General features: G+C 31.2%; 26 protein-coding genes and 1 pseudogene. 3 read left to right on the plus strand and 24 right to left on the minus strand.

Going from position 1 to position 23994, the window contains the following annotated elements; genetic code table 11:
• Window positions 1-47: 47 nt before the first annotated feature.
• From CD116_RS08125 to CD116_RS08150, 6 genes are all read right to left on the minus strand, one after another.
• Window positions 48-341 (minus strand): LlsX family protein, encoded by a 294-nt coding sequence (locus CD116_RS08125; RefSeq protein WP_047549236.1) that lies wholly within the window; start codon window positions 339-341, stop codon window positions 48-50.
• Window positions 342-352: 11 nt separating this feature from the next.
• Window positions 353-1087, minus strand: a complete 735-nt coding sequence (locus CD116_RS08130; RefSeq protein ID WP_047549233.1) for an ABC transporter permease — start codon at window positions 1085-1087, stop codon at window positions 353-355.
• Window positions 1084-1947, minus strand: a complete 864-nt coding sequence (locus CD116_RS08135; RefSeq protein ID WP_047549230.1) for an ATP-binding cassette domain-containing protein — start codon at window positions 1945-1947, stop codon at window positions 1084-1086. The genes CD116_RS08130 and CD116_RS08135 overlap by 4 nt, the downstream gene beginning before the upstream one ends.
• Before the next feature lie 59 nt (window positions 1948-2006).
• Window positions 2007-2159 carry a stapholysin S gene (stsA, locus tag CD116_RS08140; protein WP_011382299.1) on the minus strand — a complete coding sequence of 51 codons (153 nt, stop codon included), beginning with the start codon at window positions 2157-2159 and terminating at the stop codon, window positions 2007-2009.
• A 454-nt stretch (window positions 2160-2613) separates the two neighbouring features.
• A complete protein-coding gene (gene gndA, locus CD116_RS08145; protein ID WP_047549223.1) occupies window positions 2614-4020 on the minus strand; it encodes an NADP-dependent phosphogluconate dehydrogenase in 1407 nt (468 codons plus the stop codon).
• A 67-nt stretch (window positions 4021-4087) separates the two neighbouring features.
• A complete protein-coding gene (locus CD116_RS08150; RefSeq protein WP_047549220.1) occupies window positions 4088-5221 on the minus strand; it encodes a tripeptidase T in 1134 nt (377 codons plus the stop codon).
• A 351-nt stretch (window positions 5222-5572) separates the two neighbouring features.
• Between CD116_RS08150 and CD116_RS13935 the strand changes: the two are divergent.
• A pseudogene (locus tag CD116_RS13935) lies at window positions 5573-5668 on the plus strand (stressosome-associated protein Prli42); the annotation flags it as partial.
• A gap of 123 nt (window positions 5669-5791) precedes the next feature.
• On the opposite strand, the gene CD116_RS08155 reads toward CD116_RS13935, so the two are convergent.
• From CD116_RS08155 to CD116_RS08235, 17 genes are all read right to left on the minus strand, one after another.
• Window positions 5792-6772 carry an aromatic acid exporter family protein gene (locus CD116_RS08155; protein WP_047529372.1) on the minus strand — a complete coding sequence of 327 codons (981 nt, stop codon included), beginning with the start codon at window positions 6770-6772 and terminating at the stop codon, window positions 5792-5794.
• A gap of 13 nt (window positions 6773-6785) precedes the next feature.
• Window positions 6786-7223, minus strand: coding sequence for a bacilliredoxin BrxB (gene brxB, locus CD116_RS08160; protein WP_047425660.1), 438 nt, complete (start codon window positions 7221-7223; stop codon window positions 6786-6788).
• A gap of 254 nt (window positions 7224-7477) precedes the next feature.
• On the minus strand, window positions 7478-8755 hold the full coding sequence (locus tag CD116_RS08165; protein WP_047549217.1) for a dihydrolipoamide acetyltransferase family protein: 1278 nt from the start codon (window positions 8753-8755) through the stop codon (window positions 7478-7480).
• 11 nt (window positions 8756-8766) lie between these two features.
• Window positions 8767-9750, minus strand: a complete 984-nt coding sequence (locus CD116_RS08170) for an alpha-ketoacid dehydrogenase subunit beta (protein WP_047425663.1) — start codon at window positions 9748-9750, stop codon at window positions 8767-8769.
• Complete coding sequence (locus CD116_RS08175) at window positions 9743-10741, minus strand: thiamine pyrophosphate-dependent dehydrogenase E1 component subunit alpha (RefSeq protein ID WP_047549214.1); 999 nt, start codon at window positions 10739-10741, stop codon at window positions 9743-9745. Before CD116_RS08175 ends, CD116_RS08170 begins: the two co-directional genes overlap by 8 nt.
• Before the next feature lie 15 nt (window positions 10742-10756).
• The gene (lpdA, locus tag CD116_RS08180; protein ID WP_047549211.1) at window positions 10757-12178 is read right to left on the minus strand and encodes a dihydrolipoyl dehydrogenase; all 1422 of its coding nucleotides are present in this window, start codon (window positions 12176-12178) and stop codon (window positions 10757-10759) included.
• Window positions 12179-12333: 155 nt separating this feature from the next.
• Window positions 12334-14010, minus strand: a complete 1677-nt coding sequence (gene recN, locus CD116_RS08185; protein WP_047549208.1) for a DNA repair protein RecN — start codon at window positions 14008-14010, stop codon at window positions 12334-12336.
• Between the two features lie 15 nt (window positions 14011-14025).
• Window positions 14026-14478, minus strand: a complete 453-nt coding sequence (gene ahrC / locus CD116_RS08190) for a transcriptional regulator AhrC/ArgR (RefSeq protein ID WP_001124985.1) — start codon at window positions 14476-14478, stop codon at window positions 14026-14028.
• A 416-nt stretch (window positions 14479-14894) separates the two neighbouring features.
• Complete coding sequence (locus CD116_RS08195) at window positions 14895-15776, minus strand: polyprenyl synthetase family protein (RefSeq protein WP_047549206.1); 882 nt, start codon at window positions 15774-15776, stop codon at window positions 14895-14897.
• Window positions 15754-15984 carry an exodeoxyribonuclease VII small subunit gene (locus tag CD116_RS08200; protein WP_047425674.1) on the minus strand — a complete coding sequence of 77 codons (231 nt, stop codon included), beginning with the start codon at window positions 15982-15984 and terminating at the stop codon, window positions 15754-15756. Before CD116_RS08200 ends, CD116_RS08195 begins: the two co-directional genes overlap by 23 nt.
• Entirely contained in the window at window positions 15977-17314 is a 1338-nt protein-coding gene (gene xseA / locus CD116_RS08205; protein WP_047549203.1) for an exodeoxyribonuclease VII large subunit, read from the minus strand. The genes CD116_RS08200 and xseA overlap by 8 nt, the downstream gene beginning before the upstream one ends.
• 16 nt (window positions 17315-17330) lie before the next feature.
• Window positions 17331-17720 carry a transcription antitermination factor NusB gene (gene nusB, locus CD116_RS08210; RefSeq protein ID WP_047425679.1) on the minus strand — a complete coding sequence of 130 codons (390 nt, stop codon included), beginning with the start codon at window positions 17718-17720 and terminating at the stop codon, window positions 17331-17333.
• A 54-nt stretch (window positions 17721-17774) separates the two neighbouring features.
• Window positions 17775-18137 (minus strand): Asp23/Gls24 family envelope stress response protein, encoded by a 363-nt coding sequence (locus CD116_RS08215; RefSeq protein ID WP_047425681.1) that lies wholly within the window; start codon window positions 18135-18137, stop codon window positions 17775-17777.
• 11 nt (window positions 18138-18148) lie between these two features.
• Entirely contained in the window at window positions 18149-19507 is a 1359-nt protein-coding gene (accC, locus tag CD116_RS08220; protein WP_047425683.1) for an acetyl-CoA carboxylase biotin carboxylase subunit, read from the minus strand.
• Window positions 19507-19971, minus strand: a complete 465-nt coding sequence (gene accB, locus CD116_RS08225; RefSeq protein ID WP_047532000.1) for an acetyl-CoA carboxylase biotin carboxyl carrier protein — start codon at window positions 19969-19971, stop codon at window positions 19507-19509. The genes accC and accB overlap by 1 nt, the downstream gene beginning before the upstream one ends.
• Window positions 19972-20441: 470 nt before the next feature.
• On the minus strand, window positions 20442-20999 hold the full coding sequence (efp, locus tag CD116_RS08230; RefSeq protein ID WP_000626505.1) for an elongation factor P: 558 nt from the start codon (window positions 20997-20999) through the stop codon (window positions 20442-20444).
• A 25-nt stretch (window positions 21000-21024) separates the two neighbouring features.
• A complete protein-coding gene (locus CD116_RS08235; protein ID WP_047425687.1) occupies window positions 21025-22086 on the minus strand; it encodes a M24 family metallopeptidase in 1062 nt (353 codons plus the stop codon).
• Window positions 22087-22190: 104 nt separating this feature from the next.
• On the opposite strand from CD116_RS08235, the gene CD116_RS08240 reads away from it, so the two are divergent.
• Both CD116_RS08240 and CD116_RS08245 read left to right on the plus strand, forming a co-directional pair.
• Window positions 22191-22772, plus strand: coding sequence for a lipoprotein (locus CD116_RS08240; RefSeq protein WP_047532001.1), 582 nt, complete (start codon window positions 22191-22193; stop codon window positions 22770-22772).
• A gap of 13 nt (window positions 22773-22785) precedes the next feature.
• Window positions 22786-23004: an SA1362 family protein gene (locus CD116_RS08245; RefSeq protein WP_001244296.1), complete on the plus strand. Its 219-nt coding sequence runs from the start codon at window positions 22786-22788 to the stop codon at window positions 23002-23004.
• 70 nt (window positions 23005-23074) lie between these two features.
• On the opposite strand, the gene CD116_RS08250 is transcribed toward CD116_RS08245, so the two are convergent.
• Complete coding sequence (locus tag CD116_RS08250) at window positions 23075-23905, minus strand: lipoate--protein ligase family protein (RefSeq protein WP_047532004.1); 831 nt, start codon at window positions 23903-23905, stop codon at window positions 23075-23077.
• Between the last annotated feature and the right edge of the window lie 89 nt (window positions 23906-23994).

Consider the following 23994-nt stretch of genomic DNA (forward strand, 5'->3'; position numbering starts at 1 on the left):
TTTAAATAATGAATGCTGATTAAACATTCCCTTCAACTGATAATTAATCATTGCTTTTTACCTCTTTTGTTAGTTGCTACAAGCAATTCAAAAATGATTACTAATAATATGGACAAGGCTACACCTAAAAACATAATATTTGTTATAATTGGCTCCCCACTAACTCCATAATTGTGTATTCTGTATAAATTTAATCCTAATAAATTCACATCAAAATGCGCATAACCATTTTTATTTATAATAAAGTAACCTATTGAAATCGCGATGGCTGTGATGATGGCAGATAACACAATACCTGCTAAAATTTCAATAATCACTCGCATTTCTTGTCTCTTCAACATCATTATTCTCCTCATTTCTTAAACTTATAAATAAATAAACTTAAAACACTCGTCACTATGATATACAATGAATTTAATTTTAAAAATGATGCGTCCCACATACGTTCATTTGTCCAAATTGAATAAAAATCATTAGTAGCATATTTGATTGGCATCCAATTTCCTATTTCCTTTAAAACATGAGGGAGCTCTCCATACTGAACAAAAACACCAATAATCATATAAGTGAGAAAAAGCAATATCATTCCAAAAGGCAATAAAACCTTACTCTTTCTTATTAACAAAGCTAAAAATGTTCCTATCATTAACAGAGCGATAATGTTATAAAAAATTTGGAAAAAGAAGGCTATAAAATATTGCGTGTTTGGTAGAGTTAATGAGAAAAATACTTTACCAATAATGATATTTAAAATGACACTAAATATCGCTAAGAAGCAGTATGAAATAATATTAGATACGATTAAACTACTAATATTTACTTCAAAATATTTTAAGCGTTTCAGCGTCTCATTCTCAATGCTCTCACTTAACCAAATTGGAAAGCTAATAAAAGCAATCGGTAGCAGTCCAATACTCGTACTAATTAAAAAATATTTATCTATAAAGTGTCTTCCATTTCCTATACTAAAATTCCCATAAGACAAAATAATAACTAATACCATGATGATTGGAAAAATTAATGAAAAGAACACTGATATAGGAACTCTAAATTGCATTTTTATGCTTAACAAAATTTTATTTATCATTTTTCCTCCAAAGTTGATATTAAATATGTTGAGTATATATTTTGCATGTTTATTTTAAATTCTATTTTTCGTTCATTTAATATATTAATAACGTCATTCATTTGCTCTTTATTGTGGGTAACAACCTTAGCATTAAAATATACATCGGCATTTATTTTTTCAATATCATCTCTAACTAGATAATCTAATTCTTGATTCACTATTTCAATCAACGCATAGTGATAAAATTTTGAGAAAAATTGATCTATACTGCCGTAAAACAATAATGCTCCTTTATCTAAAATGATTAATTTATTCGCCCAATTTTCAACCTCATCAAAGTAATGCGTAATTTTAATTACTGCTTTATTTTGGGTGATTTCTTTAGTTTTCTGTAATAAATTTTGTCTTTTTTCATAGTCTAATCCAGATGTCAATTCATCAAATATGTATAACTTTTTTTGTTTATTTAATACTAATCCTACAGTTAAGCGCTTTTGCTCCCCCAAGGATAAATCTTTAACAAATTTATTTATAAGTTGTTCTAAAGAGAAAGCTTTCGTAAATGCTTTAAATTGTTTACTTCGTTTGCTATAAGCTGTTACTAAATAAATTAATTCATGCACTTTGATTAAATCCCCATACTTATTCTCTTGAAAAACAATCCCTATATCTTTAGAACTTAGCTTTCTATCAATAACGCCGCTGTAATTTATCTCATTTAACAAACAATTAATCAAAGTAGTTTTTCCCGCGCCATTTTTCCCAATCAGTGCTATTTTATCTTCACAATAAATATTTATAGTACTATTATTAAGGTTTAGAATTTTTCTATTATTAATATCAACTTTTAAATTCTTAATAGTCATTAAACTTTCCATACACTCACCTTTCAAATTTGGAAAAGCTTGATCTAAATAGACCAAGCTTTACATTTAATTTATTGCTCTGCTGTTGAAGCACTAGTACAAGAACATGAACAGCTACAACTACATGAACAACTACAAGAGCAGCAACCTGCTGCATATTGCATCGCTTCAGAACTATTAATGTCTGAATATCCATTAATAGTATGGTTATTAATTTTCATCATATCGACCTCCTTCCTCCTAAGAATTCATGATGTAAAATTACTATTTATAAAAAATAATATATCACACAATATATTATTGGTCAATCTTTTTCGTTTAAATATTTTTTGATATATAATTTATTACTTAATTAAATAATAACATTATGATATTAAATCAAGGAAAGTCGAATAAAAAACTTTCATTATTATAGTGTATCTTTATTGATAAACAAACCCAAAGCAGTGAGTTTGGGATATAAAGTTCTTAGACAAAGTAAAAAAGCTGATTTCTATTAATTATTTGATAGAAATCAGCCTTTTTGAAATGTAATTGATACCATACAGCTTGTTGAGCATCTATTTTTTAGGGACTTTTGTCCTACTCCCTACACCGACAAAGTTAAGGATTTTAATACTTAACTTCTTTTTAAAAAATAAAAAAGGATAGTATCTTTCAACTATCCTTTAATCAATATTATTCTTCAATCCATTGTGTATGGAATACGCCTTCTTTATCTTTTCTTTCATAAGTATGCGCACCGAAATAGTCACGTTGAGCTTGAATTAGGTTTGCAGGTAAATCAGCTGCTCTGTAACTATCATAGTAGTTAATACTTGATGAGAATCCAGGTGTTGGTACACCATTTTGAACACCTGTTGCTACAACGTCGCGTAATGCATTTTGGTATTCAGTTACAATATTTTTAAAGTATGGATCTAACAATAAGTTTTGTAATCCTGGATTATTATCGTAAGCATCTTTGATTTTTTGTAAGAATTGTGCACGGATAATGCAACCTTCTCTCCAAATCATAGCTAAATCACCAAGTTTTAAATTCCATTCATTATCTTCACTTGCTTTACGCATTTGCGCGAAACCTTGTGCATAAGAACAAATTTTACTCATATATAATGCTTTACGAATATTTTCTAAAAATTCTTTTTTGTCACCATCAAATGAAGCTTTTGGACCATTTAATTCTTTAGAAGCATTCACACGTTCTTCCTTAATTGAAGAAATGAATCTTGCAAATACAGATTCAGTAATGATTGTTAATGGAATACCTAATTCTAATGCGTTAATTGAAGTCCATTTTCCTGTACCTTTTTGACCTGCAGTATCAAGAATTTTTTCAACTAATGCTTCTTTATTTTCATCTAATTTCATGAAAATATCACCAGTTATTTCAATTAAATAACTTTCTAATTCACCAGCATTCCAATCTTTGAACGTTTGAGCAATTTCCTCATGTGACATACCTAAAAGTTCTTTCATCATCGCATAGCTTTCTGCAATTAATTGCATATCAGCATATTCAATACCGTTGTGTACCATTTTCACATAGTGACCAGCACCATTTGGTCCAATGTAAGTAACACATGAAGCACCATCTTGAGCTTTTGCAGCAATTGCATCTAGAATATCAGCAACTTTGTTATATGCCTCTTCTTGTCCACCTGGCATTAATGAAGGGCCTGTTAATGCGCCAATTTCTCCACCAGAAACTCCCATACCAATAAAATTGATTGCACTTTCAGCTAAAGCTTTATTACGTCTAATTGTATCTTGATAGTTTGTATTACCACCATCAATTAAAATATCTCCATCATCTAATAAAGGTAACAAACTATCAATCGTTGCATCCGTAGCTTTACCTGCTTGAACCATTAATAAAATTTTACGTGGTTTTTCTAAAGAATTAACAAATTCTTCCAATGAATACGTTGGATGAATATTTTTCCCTTTTGATTCTTCAACCATTAAATCAGTTTTTTCACTTGAGCGGTTAAATACAGATACACTATATCCGCGTGATTCAATATTCCAAGCTAGGTTTTTACCCATAACGGCTAAACCAATAACTCCAATTTGTTGTGTCATATTACTTACCTCACTTGTTGATTTTTCATTAGTATTGTATCACAAAATAGACATACACTACACTAAATCATTTCGATTGTCGCGCAACTATTTTGATTATTTCTAACACTTGACTTGCAAGCAAGTTCAATGATTTAATCGGCATTCTCTCATTTGTAGTATGGATTTTTTCATAACCCACTCCTAAAATGACAGATGGAATACCAAATGTATTAATAATGCTGCCGTCTGAACCTCCACCAGAAATAATTGTATTTGCAGATAATCCTAAATTACGAGCACTCTCTTGAGCAATTTTAACAACCGCTTCATCGTCATTTATTTTAAATCCTGGATAACTTTGTTCAACCGATACTATCGCTTTACCACCTAATTCACTTGCAGTGTTTTCAAATACGTCTGTCATATGTTTGACCTGTGTTTTTATTCTTTCTGGATCGTGAGAACGTGCCTCTGCTTCTAAAATAACTTCATCCGCTACAATATTAGTAGCTGAGCCACCATGGAATTTACCGATGTTGGCTGTTGTTAACTCATCAACTTGACCTAATTTCATTCTATTGATTGCTTTTGCTGCAATATTAATTGCACTAATGCCTTCTTTCGGCGTACTTGCATGTGCAGTTTTTCCAACAATTTTAGCTGATATTAACATTTGTGTTGGCGCCCCTACAACCGTTGTACCTACGTCTGCACTCGCGTCAATTGCATAACCAAAATCAGCATCTAACAATTGCGGTTTTAATTGTTTAGCTCCCACTAACCCTGATTCTTCCCCTACAGTAATCACAAATTGAATTTGTCCATGTGGTAAGCTATGTTCTTGAATAACTTGTAAAACTTCAAATATAGCCGCTAATCCAGCCTTATCATCTGCCCCTAAAATAGTTGTACCATCAGAATATATGTATCCATCTTCTTTTACAATTGGCTTTACATTAATTGCGGGTATAACAGTATCAATATGACTAGTAAAATATAATTTCGGTGCTACCCCTTCTTCGATAGTACTTTCCAATGTGCATACTAGATTATTTGCGCCTAATTTCGGATGATTACTTGCATTATCTTCCTTTACATCCAGTCCTAATGATTTAAATTTTTCTTTTAAAATAGGTTGAATGATTTCTTCATGCCCTGTTTCAGAATCAATTTGTACTAATTCTAAAAATGTATTTAACAATCTTTGTTTGTTAATCATATTAACGCCCCTTTTAACTTAGAAATTTCTGTTAAAACTTCAGATACAATTTGTCAGTATGTAACGTTAAATTATATACAAATGAGTAATCGATTAATTGTTCAATTGAATATTGATATTGTATAACGTTAGCTCCGGTTTAAATTTATAATATAATTGTAACTTAAATAAAGCATTGTCAAAAATATATTGATTGCATTTTCAAAGGTATCGTATAATGAGGAAAATGACATAAGTAGAAATGGCTAACTTTTTATTAATTTCTAACATTTGATTTAGAAATAACCTTTCAAGGTTTACGGCTTATGTCTTAGTTAAAATTAAGAAAGCATATTTATTTGGAGGCAATCAAAAATGCAAAATAAAGTTTTAAGAATCATCATCATCGTTTTGCTTGTATCAGTCGTATTGGCTTTATTATTAACTAGTTTAATTCCTATCTTATAATTTAGTCCTACATAATTTATATAGTAATAAAAACAAAAATCCATCCGTTATGATCAAAAACCTTAAAGTTAGCGTATTTAACGCATACTTTTTTGGCAAATGTCATTCGGATGGATTAATTTTTTAACTCACTTCACTATGCATTTTTAAAGAGCCAAATTGTGATTTAATTTGAAGATACTCTTCTAATTCATTTAATATTTGAATAATGCTAGCTCGTGAATTTAATGCTTTGTGTGACGTGGGCAATGGTAGTTCATTTAATTTCAAACGAATTTCGTATAAATTGTGCAATCGCATTGCTGTATAATCATTACTGTTTACATTTTGACCTATTTCTTTTAATAAGCTTGACACATCTTTTAAAAGCGGGTCTTTATGACAAATACTTTCTATGAGTGATTTCATTCTCGTCAACAATTCTACTTGTTCTTCTCGCATGTCAAAATAATGATAATATGAATTTTCATTTCTAACAAAATGATTTTTTACATCTCGGAATGCGATTGATTTTGCTTTTTTAATATTAAGCAATAAGGCTTCAAATTCAATTGCAATGGTATCTTCATATTTTTCACAAATATAACTATATTTATTAAAAATATCTGCAATTTGCTGTTCTATTTTACATTTATATTCATCCAACTGTTTATCTAAACTTGGCATCATTAAATTCATTATAAATGCTATACTTAGACCGATTAAAAGTAATAACGTTTCATTCACAATCAAATGTGCATCAATCGACTTCGCATTAAATATATGCAGTAAAATGACACAACTAGTAATTACACCTTCTTGAACCTTTAAGACGACAGTTAAAGGTATAAATAATAATACGATTAACCCCAACACTATAGGACTTTGACCTAATAAACTAAAAATCGCTGAACCTAAAAACAATACTAAAAAGCACGACACTAATCTAGAAATAATCGCTTGTAGCGAATGTACTTTTGTATGTTTGATACATAAAACGACTAATATGGCGCTCGAAGCATAATTATCTAAACCAATGAGCTTACTTAAAATTACACCAAGCGTCATACCCACTGCTGTTTTTATTGTTCTAAATCCAATCTTATAAGGATTTAACTTTAACATGGGTTAGTGCCTCTTATCTTTCTTCACAATATTTATTAAATAATGTTTGTAATTGATTAATTACGTCCATTACATCATGACCTTCAATTTGGTGTCTTTCAATCATTTCAGTAATTTTCCCATCTTTTATTAAAGCAAATGATGGACTTGAAGGCGCATACCCTTCAAAATAATCTCTCGCTCTTTGTGTCGCTTCTTTATCTTGACCAGCAAACACTGTCACTAATCGATCAGGTAAAACGTCATAATGTAAAGCATGAGAAGCAGCTGGTCTGGCGATACCACCTGCACAACCACATACTGAATTGATCATAACTAGTGTTGTACCTTCTTGTTTAAGAACTTGATCAACGTCTTCTGCAGTTGTTAATTGTTCATATCCTGCAGATTCTATTTCATTTCTTGCTTGTTCGACAACACCGTTCATATATAAATCGAAATTCATGTCCATAAATCCAATCACCTATCCCTTTATATTTAAGCTATACTCATTCTACTAATTAATATCTTATTGTTCAATAAACTAATCTGAATTGCACCTATATTTAGATACAATTTTAACAATCTATCAAACTTTCTGTCCTTTATGACAATTTTATCCAAGCTAATTTCCCTATAACTTTCGAATTTCATTATTAATTTTCTATAAAAAAACATCTACCGACAAAATAAACTATTTTGTCAGTAGATGTCTATTATTCTATTTTAATATATGTTTGTATTTTCTAGAGTGTATTGTTCAATACGTTGTTTAATATGATTCATAAATTTACCTGTTTGTAATCCATCTAAAATTCGGTGATCAATTGAAATACAAAGATTGACCATGCTACGTATTGCAATCATATCATTAATTACAACAGGTTTTTTAACGATTGATTCGACTTGTAGTATTGCTGCTTGAGGATGATTAATGATTCCCATTGATGATACAGAACCAAACGTTCCAGTATTATTTACTGTAAATGTACCACCTTGCATATCTTCTGACGTCAATTTTTTATTACGAGCCTTTGTTGCTAAATCATTAATTTCTCTTGCAATTCCTTTAATCGATTTTTCATCTGCATGTTTAATTACCGGTACATATAATTTATTTTCATCTGCAACAGCAATAGATATATTAATATCTTTGTGTAAGACGATTTCATTATCTTGCCAACTACTATTTAAAAGTGGATATGCTTTTAATGCATCTGCAACCGCTTTGACAAAGAAAGCAAAGAACGTTAAATTATAACCTTCTTTATTTTTAAATCCATTTTTATAGTGGTTTCTCGTATTTACTAGATTAGTTGCATCAACCTCAATCATCATCCATGCATGTGGAATTTCTGTAACACTGTTTACCATGTTTTGTGCAATCGCTTTACGTACTCCATTAACAGGTATTTTATTTGTTTCACCATTTCCTTGTGATGATTGACTACTTGATTTTGAAGTGCCTAGTTGTGCTAAAGTCTCTTTAACTTGGCTATCTGTCTGAGATGTCGTACCACCATTTTCAATAACTGCCATGATGTCTTTTTTTGTAACACGACCTTCAAATCCACTTCCATCAACTTGTGCTAAATCAATATTGTGTTCTGAAGCTAACTTAAACACAACAGGTGAATAGCGGCCGTTGTTACGAGGTGCATTTTCTTGTTGTTTTGGCTGTTCCATTGCAGTATTAGCAATGTCAGCTTCGACTACTGTATCTTCAATTACTTTTGATTCTTTCTCATTAGATGGTTTACCAGTCTTTTCATCTGAAGTTTCAATTTTACAAATTACTGTGTCAATAGCAACAGTTTGACCTGCTTCAACAAGAATTTCTGTAATTGTACCAGAGATTGTAGAAGGGACCTCAGCTGTCACTTTATCAGTTATGACTTCACAAAGTGGTTCATATTCATCGATATAATCTCCAACAGAAACTAACCACTGTTCAATTGTGCCTTCATGAACACTTTCACCTAATTTAGGCATTGTTATTTCCATGACTTTCCCTCCTAGAACTCTGCTAATTCTCTCATTTTGTTCAATATTTTTTCTGGATTCATCATTATTTCGTTTTCTAATACAGGAGAAAATGGCATAGATGGTACATCTGGAGCAGCTAAACGCATGATTGGTGCATCTAGTTCAAACAGACAATGTTCTGCAATAATCGCTGACACCTCTGACATAACACTACCTTCTAAATTATCTTCTGTAACAAGCAATACTTTGCCTGTATTTTTAGCACGATCAATAATTGTTTCTTTATCTAATGGATAAACAGTTCGTAAATCTACAACTTCAACATTGATACCGTCTGCTGCTAAAATATCCGCTGCTTGCAAACAATAATTGACCATTAATCCATAACAAAAGACAGTTAAATCTTCACCTTCACGTTTAACATCTGCTTTTCCTAAAGGCACTGTATAATATTCTTCTGGTACTTCTTCTTTTAAGAAACGATAAGCTTTTTTATGCTCAAAGTACAATACTGGATCATTTGATTCGATTGATGATAATAAAAGACCTTTGGCATCATATGGTGTTGATGGAATAACTATCGTTAATCCTGGTGATGAAGCAAATATACTTTCAATACTTTGCGAATGGTAAAGACCACCATGAACACCGCCACCAAATGGTGCACGAATTGTTAAGGGACATTGCCAATCATTATTTGAACGATAACGCATTTTTGCTGCTTCACTAATAATTTGATTAGTCGCCGGTAAAATAAAATCAGCAAACTGAATTTCTGCAATTGGTCTTTTTCCTACCATAGATGCGCCAATAGCAGTACCTACAATGTTGGACTCAGCTAACGGGGTGTCAATAACTCTATCCTCACCATATTTTTGTTGTAGTCCCTGTGTTGCCCCAAATACACCGCCCTTTTTACCAACATCTTCACCAAGAATAAATACATCTTTATCTTGTTGTAATGCTAAATCTTGTGCTTGGCGAATCGCCTCTAAATAAGATAATTTAGCCATGAGTTAGACTCCCTTCTTCGTAAACAAATGCATATGCCTCTTCTACACTAGGGTATGGAGCTTCTTCAGCTGCCTTAGTCGCTTTATTTATGATATCTTTATGTTCCGCTTCAATTTCAGACAACCATGCCTCATCGATAATACCTGCAGTTAATAACTCATTTTTGAACTTTTCATTGCAGTCTGCTTTTTTAAGCGCTTCACGCTCTTCTTTCGTACGATATTGGTCGTCATCATCCGATGAATGAGCTGTCATACGAGAAGTTACTGCTTCAATTAAGGTTGATCCTTGACCAGAAATAGCTCGATCTCTTGCTTCTTTCATTGCTTTATACATTGCTAAAGGATCATTACCATCCACTTGTTCACCATGTATACCGTAACCAAGTGCTCTATCCGATAATTTTTCAGCTGCGTATTGCAATGAATCAGGTACTGAAATCGCATATTTATTATTTATAATGACACATACAAAAGGAAGTTTGTGTACACCCGCGAAGTTTAAACCTTCATGGAAGTCACCTTGGTTTGAGCTACCTTCACCAACAGTTGCTGTTGCAATTTTTTTCTTACCATCCATTCTTAAAGCTAAAGCAGCTCCGACTGCATGCGGAATTTGTGTAGCTACTGGAGAACTCTGCGATAAAATATTTTTTTCTCTACTACTGAAATGTGATGGCATTTGTTTTCCACCCGAATTAACATCATCTTTCTTACCAAAAGCAGATAAAAATATATCATAAGCTGAGATACCCATGTAAGTAACAAAAGCTAAGTCTCTATAATATGGCGCTGTGATGTCTCCTTTTTCTAGAGCATAGGCCATTCCTATTTGAGTTGCTTCTTGTCCTTGACCACTTACAACGAATGGAATTTTACCGGCACGGTTTAATAACCATAACCTTTCATCTATTTTTCTACCTAAATCCATCCATTTATATATTACTTTTAGGTCTTCTTCGCTAAGGCCTAATGATTTATAATCAATCATATTAAATCCTCCTATTTATACGTGAATAGCTCTATTTTCTGCTTTTAATCCTAATTCCATTAATACTTCTGAAATGGAAGGATGCGCATGTGTTGTTAGTCCCAATTCTAATGCTGAGCCATTCATGAACTGTAACAGTGATGCTTCATTTATTAATTCTGTTACATGTGGACCAATCATATTAATACCTACAATTTCATCCGTTGACTGATCAATAACCATTTCACTATATCCTTCATTTGGACCATGGTTATCAATTACAGCTTTACCAATTGCCTTAAATGGTACTTTATAACTTTTAACTTTCATTCCTTCTGCTTTTGCTTGCTCTATATTTAAACCTATAGAGGCAATTTCAGGTTGTGTATATACGCATTTGGGCATTAAATTATAATCAACTGGTATTGGATTACTTTCAAACATATGATCAACTGCCACAACACCTTCTTTTGATCCGACATGAGCTAATTGTAATTTCCCAATACAATCACCAGCCGCATATATGTGTTTATCTTCAGTTTGTTGGTATTCATTTGTTAAAATGTGTCCCGATGAAGTCAATTTAATTTTAGTATTATTTAAACCAATATCGGAAGTATTTGGTTTTCTTCCAATTGAAAGTAATACTTTTTCTACTTTAATATCTTCTTTATTAATTTTAAAAGTGACACCTTCATCATTAATATTTAAATCTTTTTCCGAAAGTTGAACACCTTCATAGAAATTAACACCTCTCGCTGATAATGACTTTTTAAGCAACTGAGATGCTTGTTTACTTTCAGTAGGTAATATTCTTTCACCAGCTTCAATAACTGTTACATCAACACCTAAATCCGTCATTAATGATGCGAATTCCATCCCAATAACGCCACCACCTATAATCCCCAAGCTAGATGGTAACGTCACTAATGATAATATATCATCACTAGATAAAATTTTATCATGATCAAAAGTTAAAAATGGTAACTCAGCAGGTGTCGAACCGGTTGCTATTAATACAAATTGATTTGGCAATAATTCTGATTCACCATCTTCATATTCGACAGAAATTGTACCACTTTGTGGTGAAAAAATTGAAGTACCTAGAATTCGGCCTGTACCATTATAAATGTCAATATGATTATGTTGCATTAAATGTTTAACACCTTGATACATTTGATTAACTATATCTTCTTTACGTGCCAACATATTTTCAAAATTAACAGTTGCTTCTTGAACTTCAACCCCAAACTTAGATGCTTGCTTTACAGTTTGATATATTTCTGCAGATTTAAGCAGTGACTTAGTTGGAATACATCCTTTGTGAAGGCAAGTGCCACCTAATAATTGACGTTCTACTATGGCAACCCTTTTACCTAATTGAGATGCACGTATTGCTGCTACATATCCAGCTGTGCCTCCACCGAGAACGACTAAATCATATTGTTTCTCTGACATGCTCTTACTCCTAACTAATGATATACATTCGTCTTAAAATGTATTATTACTTATTTGTTAAATTGAATACTTATTAATTTTACATCAATGTTTACATAGAATGAATAATTTTAATACATTTTCACAGAATACTTATTCATCAATATATAAATTTGTTAATGTCTTTGATTATGTTGAATCATTTCTCGCGCATTTTCTCTCGTTAAATCTGTTACACTTGCACCGGATATCATTCGTGCAACTTCATCGACTTTATCATCACCAATTAATTCTTTAACTTGTGTAGTTGTACGGTCATCTTTTGATGTTTTTGTTATCAATAAATGATGATCACTCATGGAAGCAACTTGCGGTAAATGTGAAATGCAGATGACTTGTATAAATTCTGCTATATCACGCATTTTTTCAGCCATTTTTTGGGCAGCTTGTCCTGAAACGCCTGAGTCAACCTCATCGAATAAAATTGCAGTTTGACCTCTTGATTTAACAAATATACTTTTTAAAGCTAACATAATTCTCGAAAGTTCTCCGCCTGAAGCAATTTTATTTAAGCTTTTTAAAGGTTCTCCCTTATTAGGACTGATTAGAAATTCTACAAATTCAATACCATCCATATTAGGTTCTTCTAATGTTTTGAACGAAATTTCTAAATTTGCATCCTTCATTTGCAAATTCTGTATTTCAGATACTACGTGATCTCTTAGTTCTCTTGCCACAATGCGACGTTGTTTTGATAATGATTGTCCTACAACAATTACTCGTTGATATAACTCTTTTATTTCTTCTCGAAGTTGCGAGGTACTTTGTTCATAATTTTCAATTTTATTAATTTCGTTATTAAGCTTAACCTGATATGCAATCAACTCAGATATATCTTTACCATATTTACGTTTTAAATTATTAAGTAAATTCATACGTGATTCATATTCATTTAGTATTTGTTCATCAAATTCTGTATTAGCCATTTCATCATATAACTCATGCTTTGCATCTTCTAAAATGTAATAGAATTGATCAATATCTTCTTTTAATTTGTCATATTTATTTGGCACAATATCATTTATTGTTAATAAGTGATTACTTAATTCATATAAACGATCAGTAATCGCATTTTCATCAGTTAATGTTAAATGAGCATTGTTTAGTGCTAAGCTCAGTTTTTCAGAATTTTGGATACGTTTAATATCTACTTCAAGTTGTTCAATCTCGCCATCTTTTAAATGAGCATCAGATAATTCTTCCAATTGAAACTTCATCAAATCTAAACGCTGAAGCAAGGCTTGATCTGCAGATTCCAGCTCTTCTAATTCTTGCTTTTTATCTTTATAATTTTGAAAGGTTTGATGATATTCTTCTAACAAATCTTGATAACGCGATTCTGCATAATTATCTAATAATGTTAAATGATATTTTTGTTTTAACAGAGATTGCGTTTCATGTTGTCCATGAATATCTAATAGTTCTTGCATAACTCTTCGTAAATCTTGTAATGTCACTGTTTGATTATTAATTTTACATAAACTTTTACCAGAACTAAAAATTTCTCTTTTCACTAACAAGAAATCTTCGTCTACATCTATATCCAAACTTTTCAAAATATGTATTGCATCTTTACTTTCATCAATATCAAATATTCCTTCTATAACAGCCTTTTTTTCACCATGTCGAACGAAATCTGATGATGCTCTCATGCCTATTAATTGACCAATTGCATCAATAATAATTGATTTACCAGATCCTGTCTCACCACTTAAAACAGTTAAACCATCAGAAAATTGAATTTCTAGCTCTTCAATAATAGCAAATTGCTTGATTGATAAGGTTTGTAACATAAAAACATCGCATCCTTATAACAAATTAAAAATTCTAGACTTGATTTCATCACTCGCCTCTTTACTACGGCAAATAATTAAACAAGTGTCGTCACCACATATTGTACCTAAAACTTCTTCCCAATTAATTTGGTCTAATATAGCACCAATTGATTGGGCATTGCCTGGCAATGTTTTTAATACTAGTAAATTATCTGTACCATCTATATTCACAAATGAATCCATTAAATAACGCCCCAATTTTTCTAATGGGTGAAACTTTCTATCATTTGGCAAACTATAAACATATTGTCCTGAAGGTATAGGTACTTTAATAAGTTGTAATTCTTTAATATCTCGAGATACAGTTGCTTGAGTAACATTTAAATCATAATCGTTTAATCGTTTAACTAATTCATCTTGTGTCTCTATCTGTTCATTTGAAATTATTTCTCTAATTTTAATATGCCTAACCGATTTTTTGGGCATAGTAAACACCTCTGATTACGAATATTTATACATTTATTCTAACACATGCACACATATACTACTACTAAACACCTTTGCGTAAAAAGGGTAAACCTGGTTTATATTTCGCTTACTTAGCAATGTTCAGTTTTTAAATAACGCATAAATATTGCTCGAAATATGTATAAAAATGAATATATGTGTAATTTACTTGCTAATTATTATCTTTAACGTCCATATATAGAAATAATTTTTAAAGTAAGCATTATTAATGTGTTTGTTATTTCGAAAATGCAAAATTACTTTATAATTAACTATTAATATAAAATATACGTGACAATCTTTATTCAAAAAATCGACTAGCAACAATGTTAGTAGTAAATATACAGAACGTCATTTACAAATTTAACTATTGTTACTAATCGATAACTTTGCTTCTAGTGGTCTCTATTATAAAATAACTCAACGATATCTAATAATGGCTTCGTATTATATTTATCATCGATTTGCTTAAGATTACTAATCGCAGCATCTTTATGATATGACAATTTGTCTTCTGCACCTTTTTTTCCTAATAAACTTACATATGTACTTTTATTATTTTCCAGGTCACTTCCAACTTTTTTACCTAATTTCGTTTCATCACCATAGCAATCAAGTAAATCATCTTTAATTTGAAACATCAAACCTAAATGTTCGCTAAAACTCTTTAAAAGTGTTTTTGTATTATTATTTACATTGGCAATATCGGCAGCACTCATTACTGCAAAGGTTAAAAGTGCACCTGTTTTAGTTCTATGAATCATTTCTAATGTTTCTAGATTAATTGATTCTCCTTCACTTTGCATATCAAGCATTTGGCCGCCAACCATACCTAGATGGCCACTTGCAAAAGAAAGACGTTGTAATACTTGAATTTTAACTTGGTCAGCTAGCATGTCATCATTAGAAATTAGCTCAAATGCCTTAGTTAACAATGCATCACCAGCCAAAATTGCAGACCACTCACCATACACTTTATGATTAGTTAACTTACCTCGTCGATAATCATCATTATCCATTGCTGGTAAATCATCATGTATCAATGAATACGTATGAATCATTTCTAATGCTATTGCACTTTTCATACCTAACTTGTAATTCTCACCTAATGAATCAAGTGTCAGCAATAATAGTACTGGACGAATTCGTTTACCCCCAGCATTCAATGAATACAACATACTCTCTTCTAATTTAGTATTCATAGTGGAATGGTTAATCGCAACAGACAATTCATGATTGACTTGTTTAATTAGATTATTCATTGTTTGATTCATCATCCTGAACATCCTCAGCTTCATCTTTTATTAAATCATTTACCTTTTTTTCGGCATTTTTTAATGTTGTGTCACAAGCTGCTGATAATTTCATACCTCGCTGATATAAATCTAATGATTCCTCTAAAGATACTGTTTCATTATCTAATTTTTGAACAATTTGCTCTAATTCCTGCATCATTTCTTCAAAACTTTGCGTTTCTTTAGTCATTATTCCACCTTACTTTCGTAACTTTTGCGTCTATCGTTCCATCTTTCATCGTTAATGTTAATTGATCTTTTTCATTTAAATCTTTAGTACTTGTAATTATTTGATTTTCTTTATTAACGATTGCATATCCACGTAACATCGTATTAGTTGGACTTAAATTATTTAAATTTTCCACTTTCAATTTCAAATCATTTTTATAGCTTAATATTTTACTATTTAAAGCTTTTACAAGTTGTTGTGTCATTTGAACATTATTTTGTTGCTCTCGATTAACATTTAGTAATAATTCACGTAAATTAAATCGTTGCTGTAATAATTTTAATTGATGTCTTTGTTGTTCAAAGGTTAATACAACTTGTTGTTTTAATCTCTTTTCTAAATCATCTCGACGTTGAATTTGCTGATCATACAATAAACTAGGTTGTTTAAATTTATAGTATGATGATAAATGTTCGATATGTTTACGATGTTGCTCTAAATACTTTCTGATGAAACGAGTTAACGTAAATTGACATTGTTGAATTTGTTGTAATAGTTCGTACTGATCTGGTGTAGCAATAACAGCTGCTTGTGTTGGAGTTGCCGCTCTGATGTCTGCTACAAAATCACTTAATGTAGAATCCGTTTCGTGTCCTACAGCTGAAATGATAGGAGTTTGACAATTAAAAATTGCGCGTATAACTTCTTCTTCATTAAAATTCCACAAATCTTCAATTGAGCCACCACCACGACCAACAATAATCGTATCTACACCTAAACTATCAGCATATTCAATTTTTTCAATAATATCTTCTTTTGCTTTTTCGCCTTGAACTAAAGTACTTATTTGTATTTGCTCAACGAGTGGAAATCGACTATTTATTGTTGAATGAATATCGCGAATAGCTGCACCAGTACTTGCTGTTAAAACTGCAATTTTTTTCGGAAACTTAGGAATTGATTTTTTATTTGAGTTATCAAAATAGCCTTCTTTGGCTAATTTCTTTTTTAATGCTTCTAATTTTTGATATAAGTTACCAATACCATCTAATTGCATTTTATTTACATAAATTTGATAGTTGCCACGACGTTCAAAAACAGAAACACGTGCTTCTAATAAAACCTCATCACCTTCTTTTGGTTCGAAATTTAATTTAGAAGCACTACCTTTGAACATCATGGCACTTATAACACTTTCTTTATCTTTTACATTAAAGTATAAATGACCACTTGAATGCTTTTTAAAATTTGAAAGCTCACCTTTAATCAATACAGATTGGAGATGTGGGTCTTGATCAAATTTATATTTAATATATTTCGTCAATGCTGAAACACTTAAATAATCTGACATATAACATCACTCAATTTTAATTTTTTATATTACTTAATACACCATTTACAAATTTATAATGCTCATCATCACTAAATTGCTTTGTTAATTCAACTGCTTCGTTCATTACAACTTTTGACGGTGTATCACTGTGTAATATTTCATACGTCGCCATTCTTAAAATAATTCTGTCTGTTTTTAGCAAACGTGAAATTGTCCAATCTTTTAAATATGGACTAATCGTTTCATCTAATACAGGCTCATGATCTTTCACACCTGAAACTAGCCAATGAATAAATTCAAAGTCTAAATCTGGATTATCATCTTTAATAAAGCTAATTGCTTCATTTATCGTTAAATCACTGTCTTTCATTTCCAACTGAAATAAAGTTTGAAAAGCTTGTACTCGGGATTCTTTACGACTCATTATTAACTCCTTCAAACGTTTGTATTTGTCTTTATCTATATTAGTTATATTACATTACTTTTCAATTACGATTTGTGTAATGTGAATATTAATTTGTTTAGGTTCTATCGCTGTCATATTAAAAATTGAATTAAAAATTGACGTTTGAATTTTATTTGCAGTTTTTGAAATATTAACACCATGTTTTAAGGCACAATAAACATCGATATAAATGCCATCTTCTTTACTCTCGATTTTTAAATCACGGCTTAAATTTTTACGACTAACTTTTTCTAAATTTGTTTCTTTTAATTCAGCAAAATGACCAGTAATACCCTCTACTTCTGAAGTGGCTATACTTGCAATAACAGATAACACTTCTGGTGCTATTTCTACTTTCCCTAACTTTGAATTTGAATAATCTGTTACTTTGACCATGGATTGACCTCCTATTGACCTTCATCATTCATAATACTATTTTGCTCTAAAAAGTTTGTATTAAATTTACCGCTTCTAAATATGTCGTTATTTAATAATTTGATATGGAATGGAATAGTTGTATCAATACCAAGAACCACAAACTCACTTAATGCACGATTGCCTGCCATAATAGCCTCGTCTCGTGTTGGTTCATGTATAATTAATTTTGCTACCATCGAATCATAATATGGCGGTATTGTATAATTAGTATAACATGCAGACTCTATTCGAACACCATATCCACCTGGCGCAAGATATTGCTCAATTTTGCCTGGTGATGGCATAAAGTTTTTATATGGATTTTCAGCATTTATTCTGAATTCGATAGCATGTCCATTTAACTTAATATCTTCTTGCTTATACGGTAACACGTCACCCATCGCAACTTGTAATTGTAATTTTACTAAATCAATTCCCGTTACCATTTCAGTTACTGGATGCTCTACTTGAATTCTAGTATTCATTTCCATGAAATAAAACTTATTGTCATTTAAATCATAGATAAATTCAATTGTTCCCGCATTTTCGTAATTAACCGCCTTAGCTGCACGCACCGCAGCATTACCCATTGCACGACGTGTTTCATCGTCCAATATTGGCGAAGGCGCTTCTTCGACTAATTTTTGCATTCGTCTTTGTATCGTACAATCACGTTCACCCAAATGTATAACATTCCCGTAATTATCTCCGACGATTTGAATTTCAATATGGCGGAAATTTTCGATGAATTTCTCCATATATAGTCCACCATTACCAAAAGCAGTTTGTGCTTCTTGTTCAGTCATACGAAAGCCAGTTTCAAGTTCTTTTTCGTCACGGGCAACACGAATACCTTTACCGCCACCGCCAGCAGTTGCTTTAATAATTACAGGATATCCAATTTTTTTAGCAATTTTCTTTGCCTCTGAAACGTCTTTCATTAAACCATCGCTACCAGGAACAACTGGTACGTTAGCATTTATCATTTCTGCTTTAGCAACGTCTTTAATACCCATTTTTTGAATAGATTTATAACTCGGTCCAATGAACTTCAATTGGCATGCTTCACATAATTCTGCAAAATCAGCATTTTCTGCTAAGAAACCGTAACCTGGATGCACACCATCACAACCTGTAGATGTTGCAATAGATAAGATATTTGGAATATTTAAATACGAATCTTTAGACAAAGTGGGACCAACGCAATATGCTTCATCAGCAATTTGAGTATGTAGCGCATCTTTATCCCCTTCAGAATAGATTGCAACAGTTTGGATACCTAAATCACGACATGCTCGGATTATCCTAACTGCGATCTCACCACGATTTGCTATTAAAACCTTTTTCATTATTTCACCTTAAACAACGGTTGGCCATACTCTACCATTTGTCCGTCTTCAACTAAGATTTCAACTATTTCACCTGAAATTTCTGCTTGAATTTCATTAAATAACTTCATAGCTTCTAAAATACATACTGTTGTTTCATTAGATACAGTATCTCCAACTTGTACGTATGCTTCTTCATCTGGAGATGGAGATTTGTAGAATGTACCTACCATAGGTGCATTAATTGTTTTGTGATTATCTGATGCAACTTTTGGTGCTTCAGCTTTGTTGTTATCAGTTGCTTGAACTTGTGGTGCAGGCATCACCGCAGTCTCAACTGGCATTTGTGAGATTTGTGGCGTGATTATCTCAGTCTCTTTTTCTTTTTTTAGAGTAACTTTGCCTTTTGTATCTTCAATATTGATTTCCGTTAAAGTTGATTTATCCAGAATTTCGATTAATTCTTTAATTTCTTTAAAGTTCATTATTACTGACTCCTTCAGTTTGTTTTCATCTACCCGTCTATTTTACTTGAGTCAACTCGTCAATTCAAGCATGTTCATATCGCGGGCGACATTATAAAGTGCATAATTAACTAATATTATTAAACCATTTAATATTTTATGTACGCATTTACTTGTGTAAATATCATAATCTTACTCTCAATTAAAAATAAAAAATCTCTTTGCATAGTGTTTCGGAACAATGATTTTGAATTTAAATTTTAATATTTTAATTTTACCTTTATCTGTGTACTTTTATTTCATAATTTGTTTAATGACCATATTATAAATAATAATTGCACTACTTTTTTACATTTGTTTAAAATTAAAAAGCCTCATAACAGCATATAACCTATAATCATTTTAGGCAATAGCTTTTTATGAGACTTCAATTAAAGATAATTCATTAATTTAACATGGTTATCTCAACACATTTGCTTACAATTAATTGATTAACCTCTTGAAATGTAACTTCCGTCACCAGTATTGATAACTAAAACGTCGCCTTCATTTACAAATAAAGGCACATTTAATGTATAACCAGTTTCAACAGTTGCAGATTTAGTAGCACCTGTTGCAGTATCACCTTTGATACCTGGTTCAGTTTCAGTTACAGTTAATTCAACAGTTTTAGGTAATTCAACACCGATTGTTTCACCTTCGTATGTTTGAATTTGTACTTCCATACCTTCTTTTAAGTAATTCAATTCTTCTTTTAAGTAATCACTTGAAAGTTCAGTTTGTTCGAAACTTTCATTATCCATAAATACGTGATTATCACCATCAGCATATAAATATTGCATGCGACGGTTTTCAATCATTGCTGGTTCTACTTTTTCACCAGCTCTAAACGTTTTCTCTTGAATAGCACCTGTTCTTAAATTACGCAATTTTGAACGAACGAATGCTGAACCTTTACCAGGCTTTACGTGTTGGAAATCAATAACTTTCCAAATAGCGTTATCAACAGAAATTGTTAAACCTGTTTTAAAATCATTAACCGAAATCATTCAGTTTCCTCCTCATTATACACGCTTATGTTAAAACTATAAGGTCTTTTGTGCATTTAGTAAAGACTTGACATCCATTTTCTGTAATTAAAATATCATCTTCTATTCTAATTCCGCCTAAACCTTCTATATAAACGCCTGGTTCTACTGTAACACAGTTATTTACTTGTAGTTTATCTTGAATTGTTCTTGCCAACATTGGACCTTCATGAATTTCAAGTCCAATACCATGGCCTAATGAATGACCGAATTCTTTACCATAACCTTTTGAAGCTAAATAATCTCTAGAAATTGCATCTGCTTCTGCACCAGTCATGCCGGGTTTAATTTCATTTATTGCTTTCATCTGAGATTCAAGCACAACCTGATAAATTTCTTTTAATTTTGGATTTGGTTCCCCAATTGCAAATGTTCTTGTAATATCTGAGCAATAGCCGTTATAATAAGCACCAAAATCTAATGTTATCATATCACCTTTTTCAATAACTTTATCACTTGCAACACCATGAGGTAATGCACCTCTATGGCCAGATGCAACAATCGTATCAAATGATGGTCCATCTGCACCTAGTTCAAGCATTTTACTTTCTAAAATTGCTTTTAATTCTTTCTCAGTCATACCAGCTTTTGCCACAGTCAGAATGTATTCATAAGTTTCATCAACAATATCTGCAGCTTTTTGAATCAATGCTATTTCTTCATTATCCTTCACGTCTCTAATTTTATCCACTGCATTCGAAATACTAATTAGCGTTATACGACTTTTGTTTAATTCTAAATAAGTATCGTAACTTACTTGATGCCCCTCAAATCCTATGTTTTCAAATTTTTCTTGATGTAACAAATCTTTAATTTCATCTATAATTGTAGATTTACGATTAACAATTTTATAATCTGGAGCTTGCGCCGTCGCTTGATCGATATATCTAAAATCAGTAATTAAATACTGCTTATCTTTTGATATAATTAACGCACCACTTGTTCCTGTAAAACCGGATAAATATCTTCTATTAAAATCTGAAAGTATAATAACTGCATCTAAATGTTTTTGTTCTAAAATTCGATGCACTTGTGATATTCTACTCATCTTATAACCTCCTAGTTAAAAGTTTGTGCATTTCTAGTTTATACATTAAAATAATATCATATTAAGGATTAAAAATAATAGATATTGATTTTAGGGAGATTGTAATGAAAAAATTGGTTTCAATTGTTGGCGCAACACTATTGTTAGCTGGTTGTGGATCACAAAACTTAGCACCATTGGAAGAAAAAACAACAGACTTAAGAGATGATAATCATCAACTTAAATTAGATATTCAAGAACTAAATCAACAAATCACAAATTCTAAAAACAAAATTAAAGGACTTGAAAAAGATAAAGAAAATAGCAAAAAAACAGCATCAAATAATACAAAAATTAAATTGATGAATATAACTTCGTCATATTATGATAAAGTCGCTAATGCTTTAAAAGCATATAATGATATTGAAAAAGATTTAGCGAAGAACAAAGGCGACAAAGATGTTCAATCAAAGTTAAATCAAATATCTAATGATATTCAAAGTGCACATAATACTTATAAAGATTCTATTGATGGGTTATCGCTAAGTGATGATGACAAAAAAACATCTAAAAACATCGACAAATTAAATTCTGATTTGAATAGCGCGTTTGATGATATTAAAAACGGCTATCAAAGTAAAGATAAAAAGCAATTGACTAAAGGTCAACAAGCATTATCCAAATTAAACTTAAACGCTAAATCATGATAGGAGCATTTTAATGCGTAATATAATTTTTTATTTAATACTTATTGTTGCTGCAATTGGATTAATAGTTAACTTAGATGATTTTATTTTTTCAATTGTAAGAATGTTAATCAGTTTTGCAGTTATAGCTGGAATAATTTATCTTATTTATTACTTCTTCATCTTAACGGAAGACCAACGAAAATATCGAAAAGCTATGCGTAAGTATAAAAGAAATCAAAGAAGAAAATAACAATAATGAAAAACGGAAGCGAATTAAGGTTAAAAAAACCTTATTTCGCTTCCATTTTGTTTAATATTAACTATTTTCTATACGTCCATTCATCTGAACGATATTTCTCAGTAAGTTCATTGACTTCTGCTAATTGTGATTCAGTTAATTCAAGCGGTTTTAATTGAATATTTAAACCTTTTTTAAATCCTTCTTCAAATGCTTCTTCCATTTGATTTATTGTAATATATTTATCTGAAATGTCATTAATAGCGACTGCTTTTTCTACGAAAGCTTCTTTCATTTTTGCTTTCAATCTATCATTTTTATAAATAAACATATCAAATAATTCATCAATATCAATATCTTGCAAAATTGAACCGTGCTGTAAAATTACGCCTTTTTGTCTTGTTTGAGCACTTCCTGCAATTTTGCGCCCTTCCACAACTAATTCATACCAACTAGGCGCATCAAAACATACTGAACTTCGAGGTTGCTTTAACTTTTGACGTTCTTCAGATGTTTTAGGTACAGCAAAATACGTTTCAAAGCCAAGATTTTTGAATCCTTCTAATAGTCCTTGTGAAATTACTCTATAAGCTTCCGTTACAGTTGATGGCATATTAGGATGTGATTCAGGAACTATAACACTATAAGTTAACTCTTTATCATGAAGTACCCCGCGACCACCAGTCTGACGCCTTACGAGACCAAAACCTTTCTCTTTAACTTTATCTATATCAATTTCTTTTTGTAATCTTTGAAAATATCCGATTGATAAAGTTGCTGGATTCCAAGTATAAAATCGGATGACTGGATCAATTTCACCTCTTGAGACAAAATTTAACAACGCTTCATCCATAGCCATATTAAAATATGGATCTTTACTTCCTGTATTTATAAAATTCCAAGTTTCAGTCATTTTCTAGAACTCCTATCAGCAAAATGTATAATATTTGATTCGCTAATTAATCAATTTAACTAAATGAATAATAATTGTAATTCTTTAGT

Source organism: Staphylococcus schweitzeri, assembly GCF_002902405.1.
GTDB classification, from domain to species: domain Bacteria; phylum Bacillota; class Bacilli; order Staphylococcales; family Staphylococcaceae; genus Staphylococcus; species Staphylococcus schweitzeri.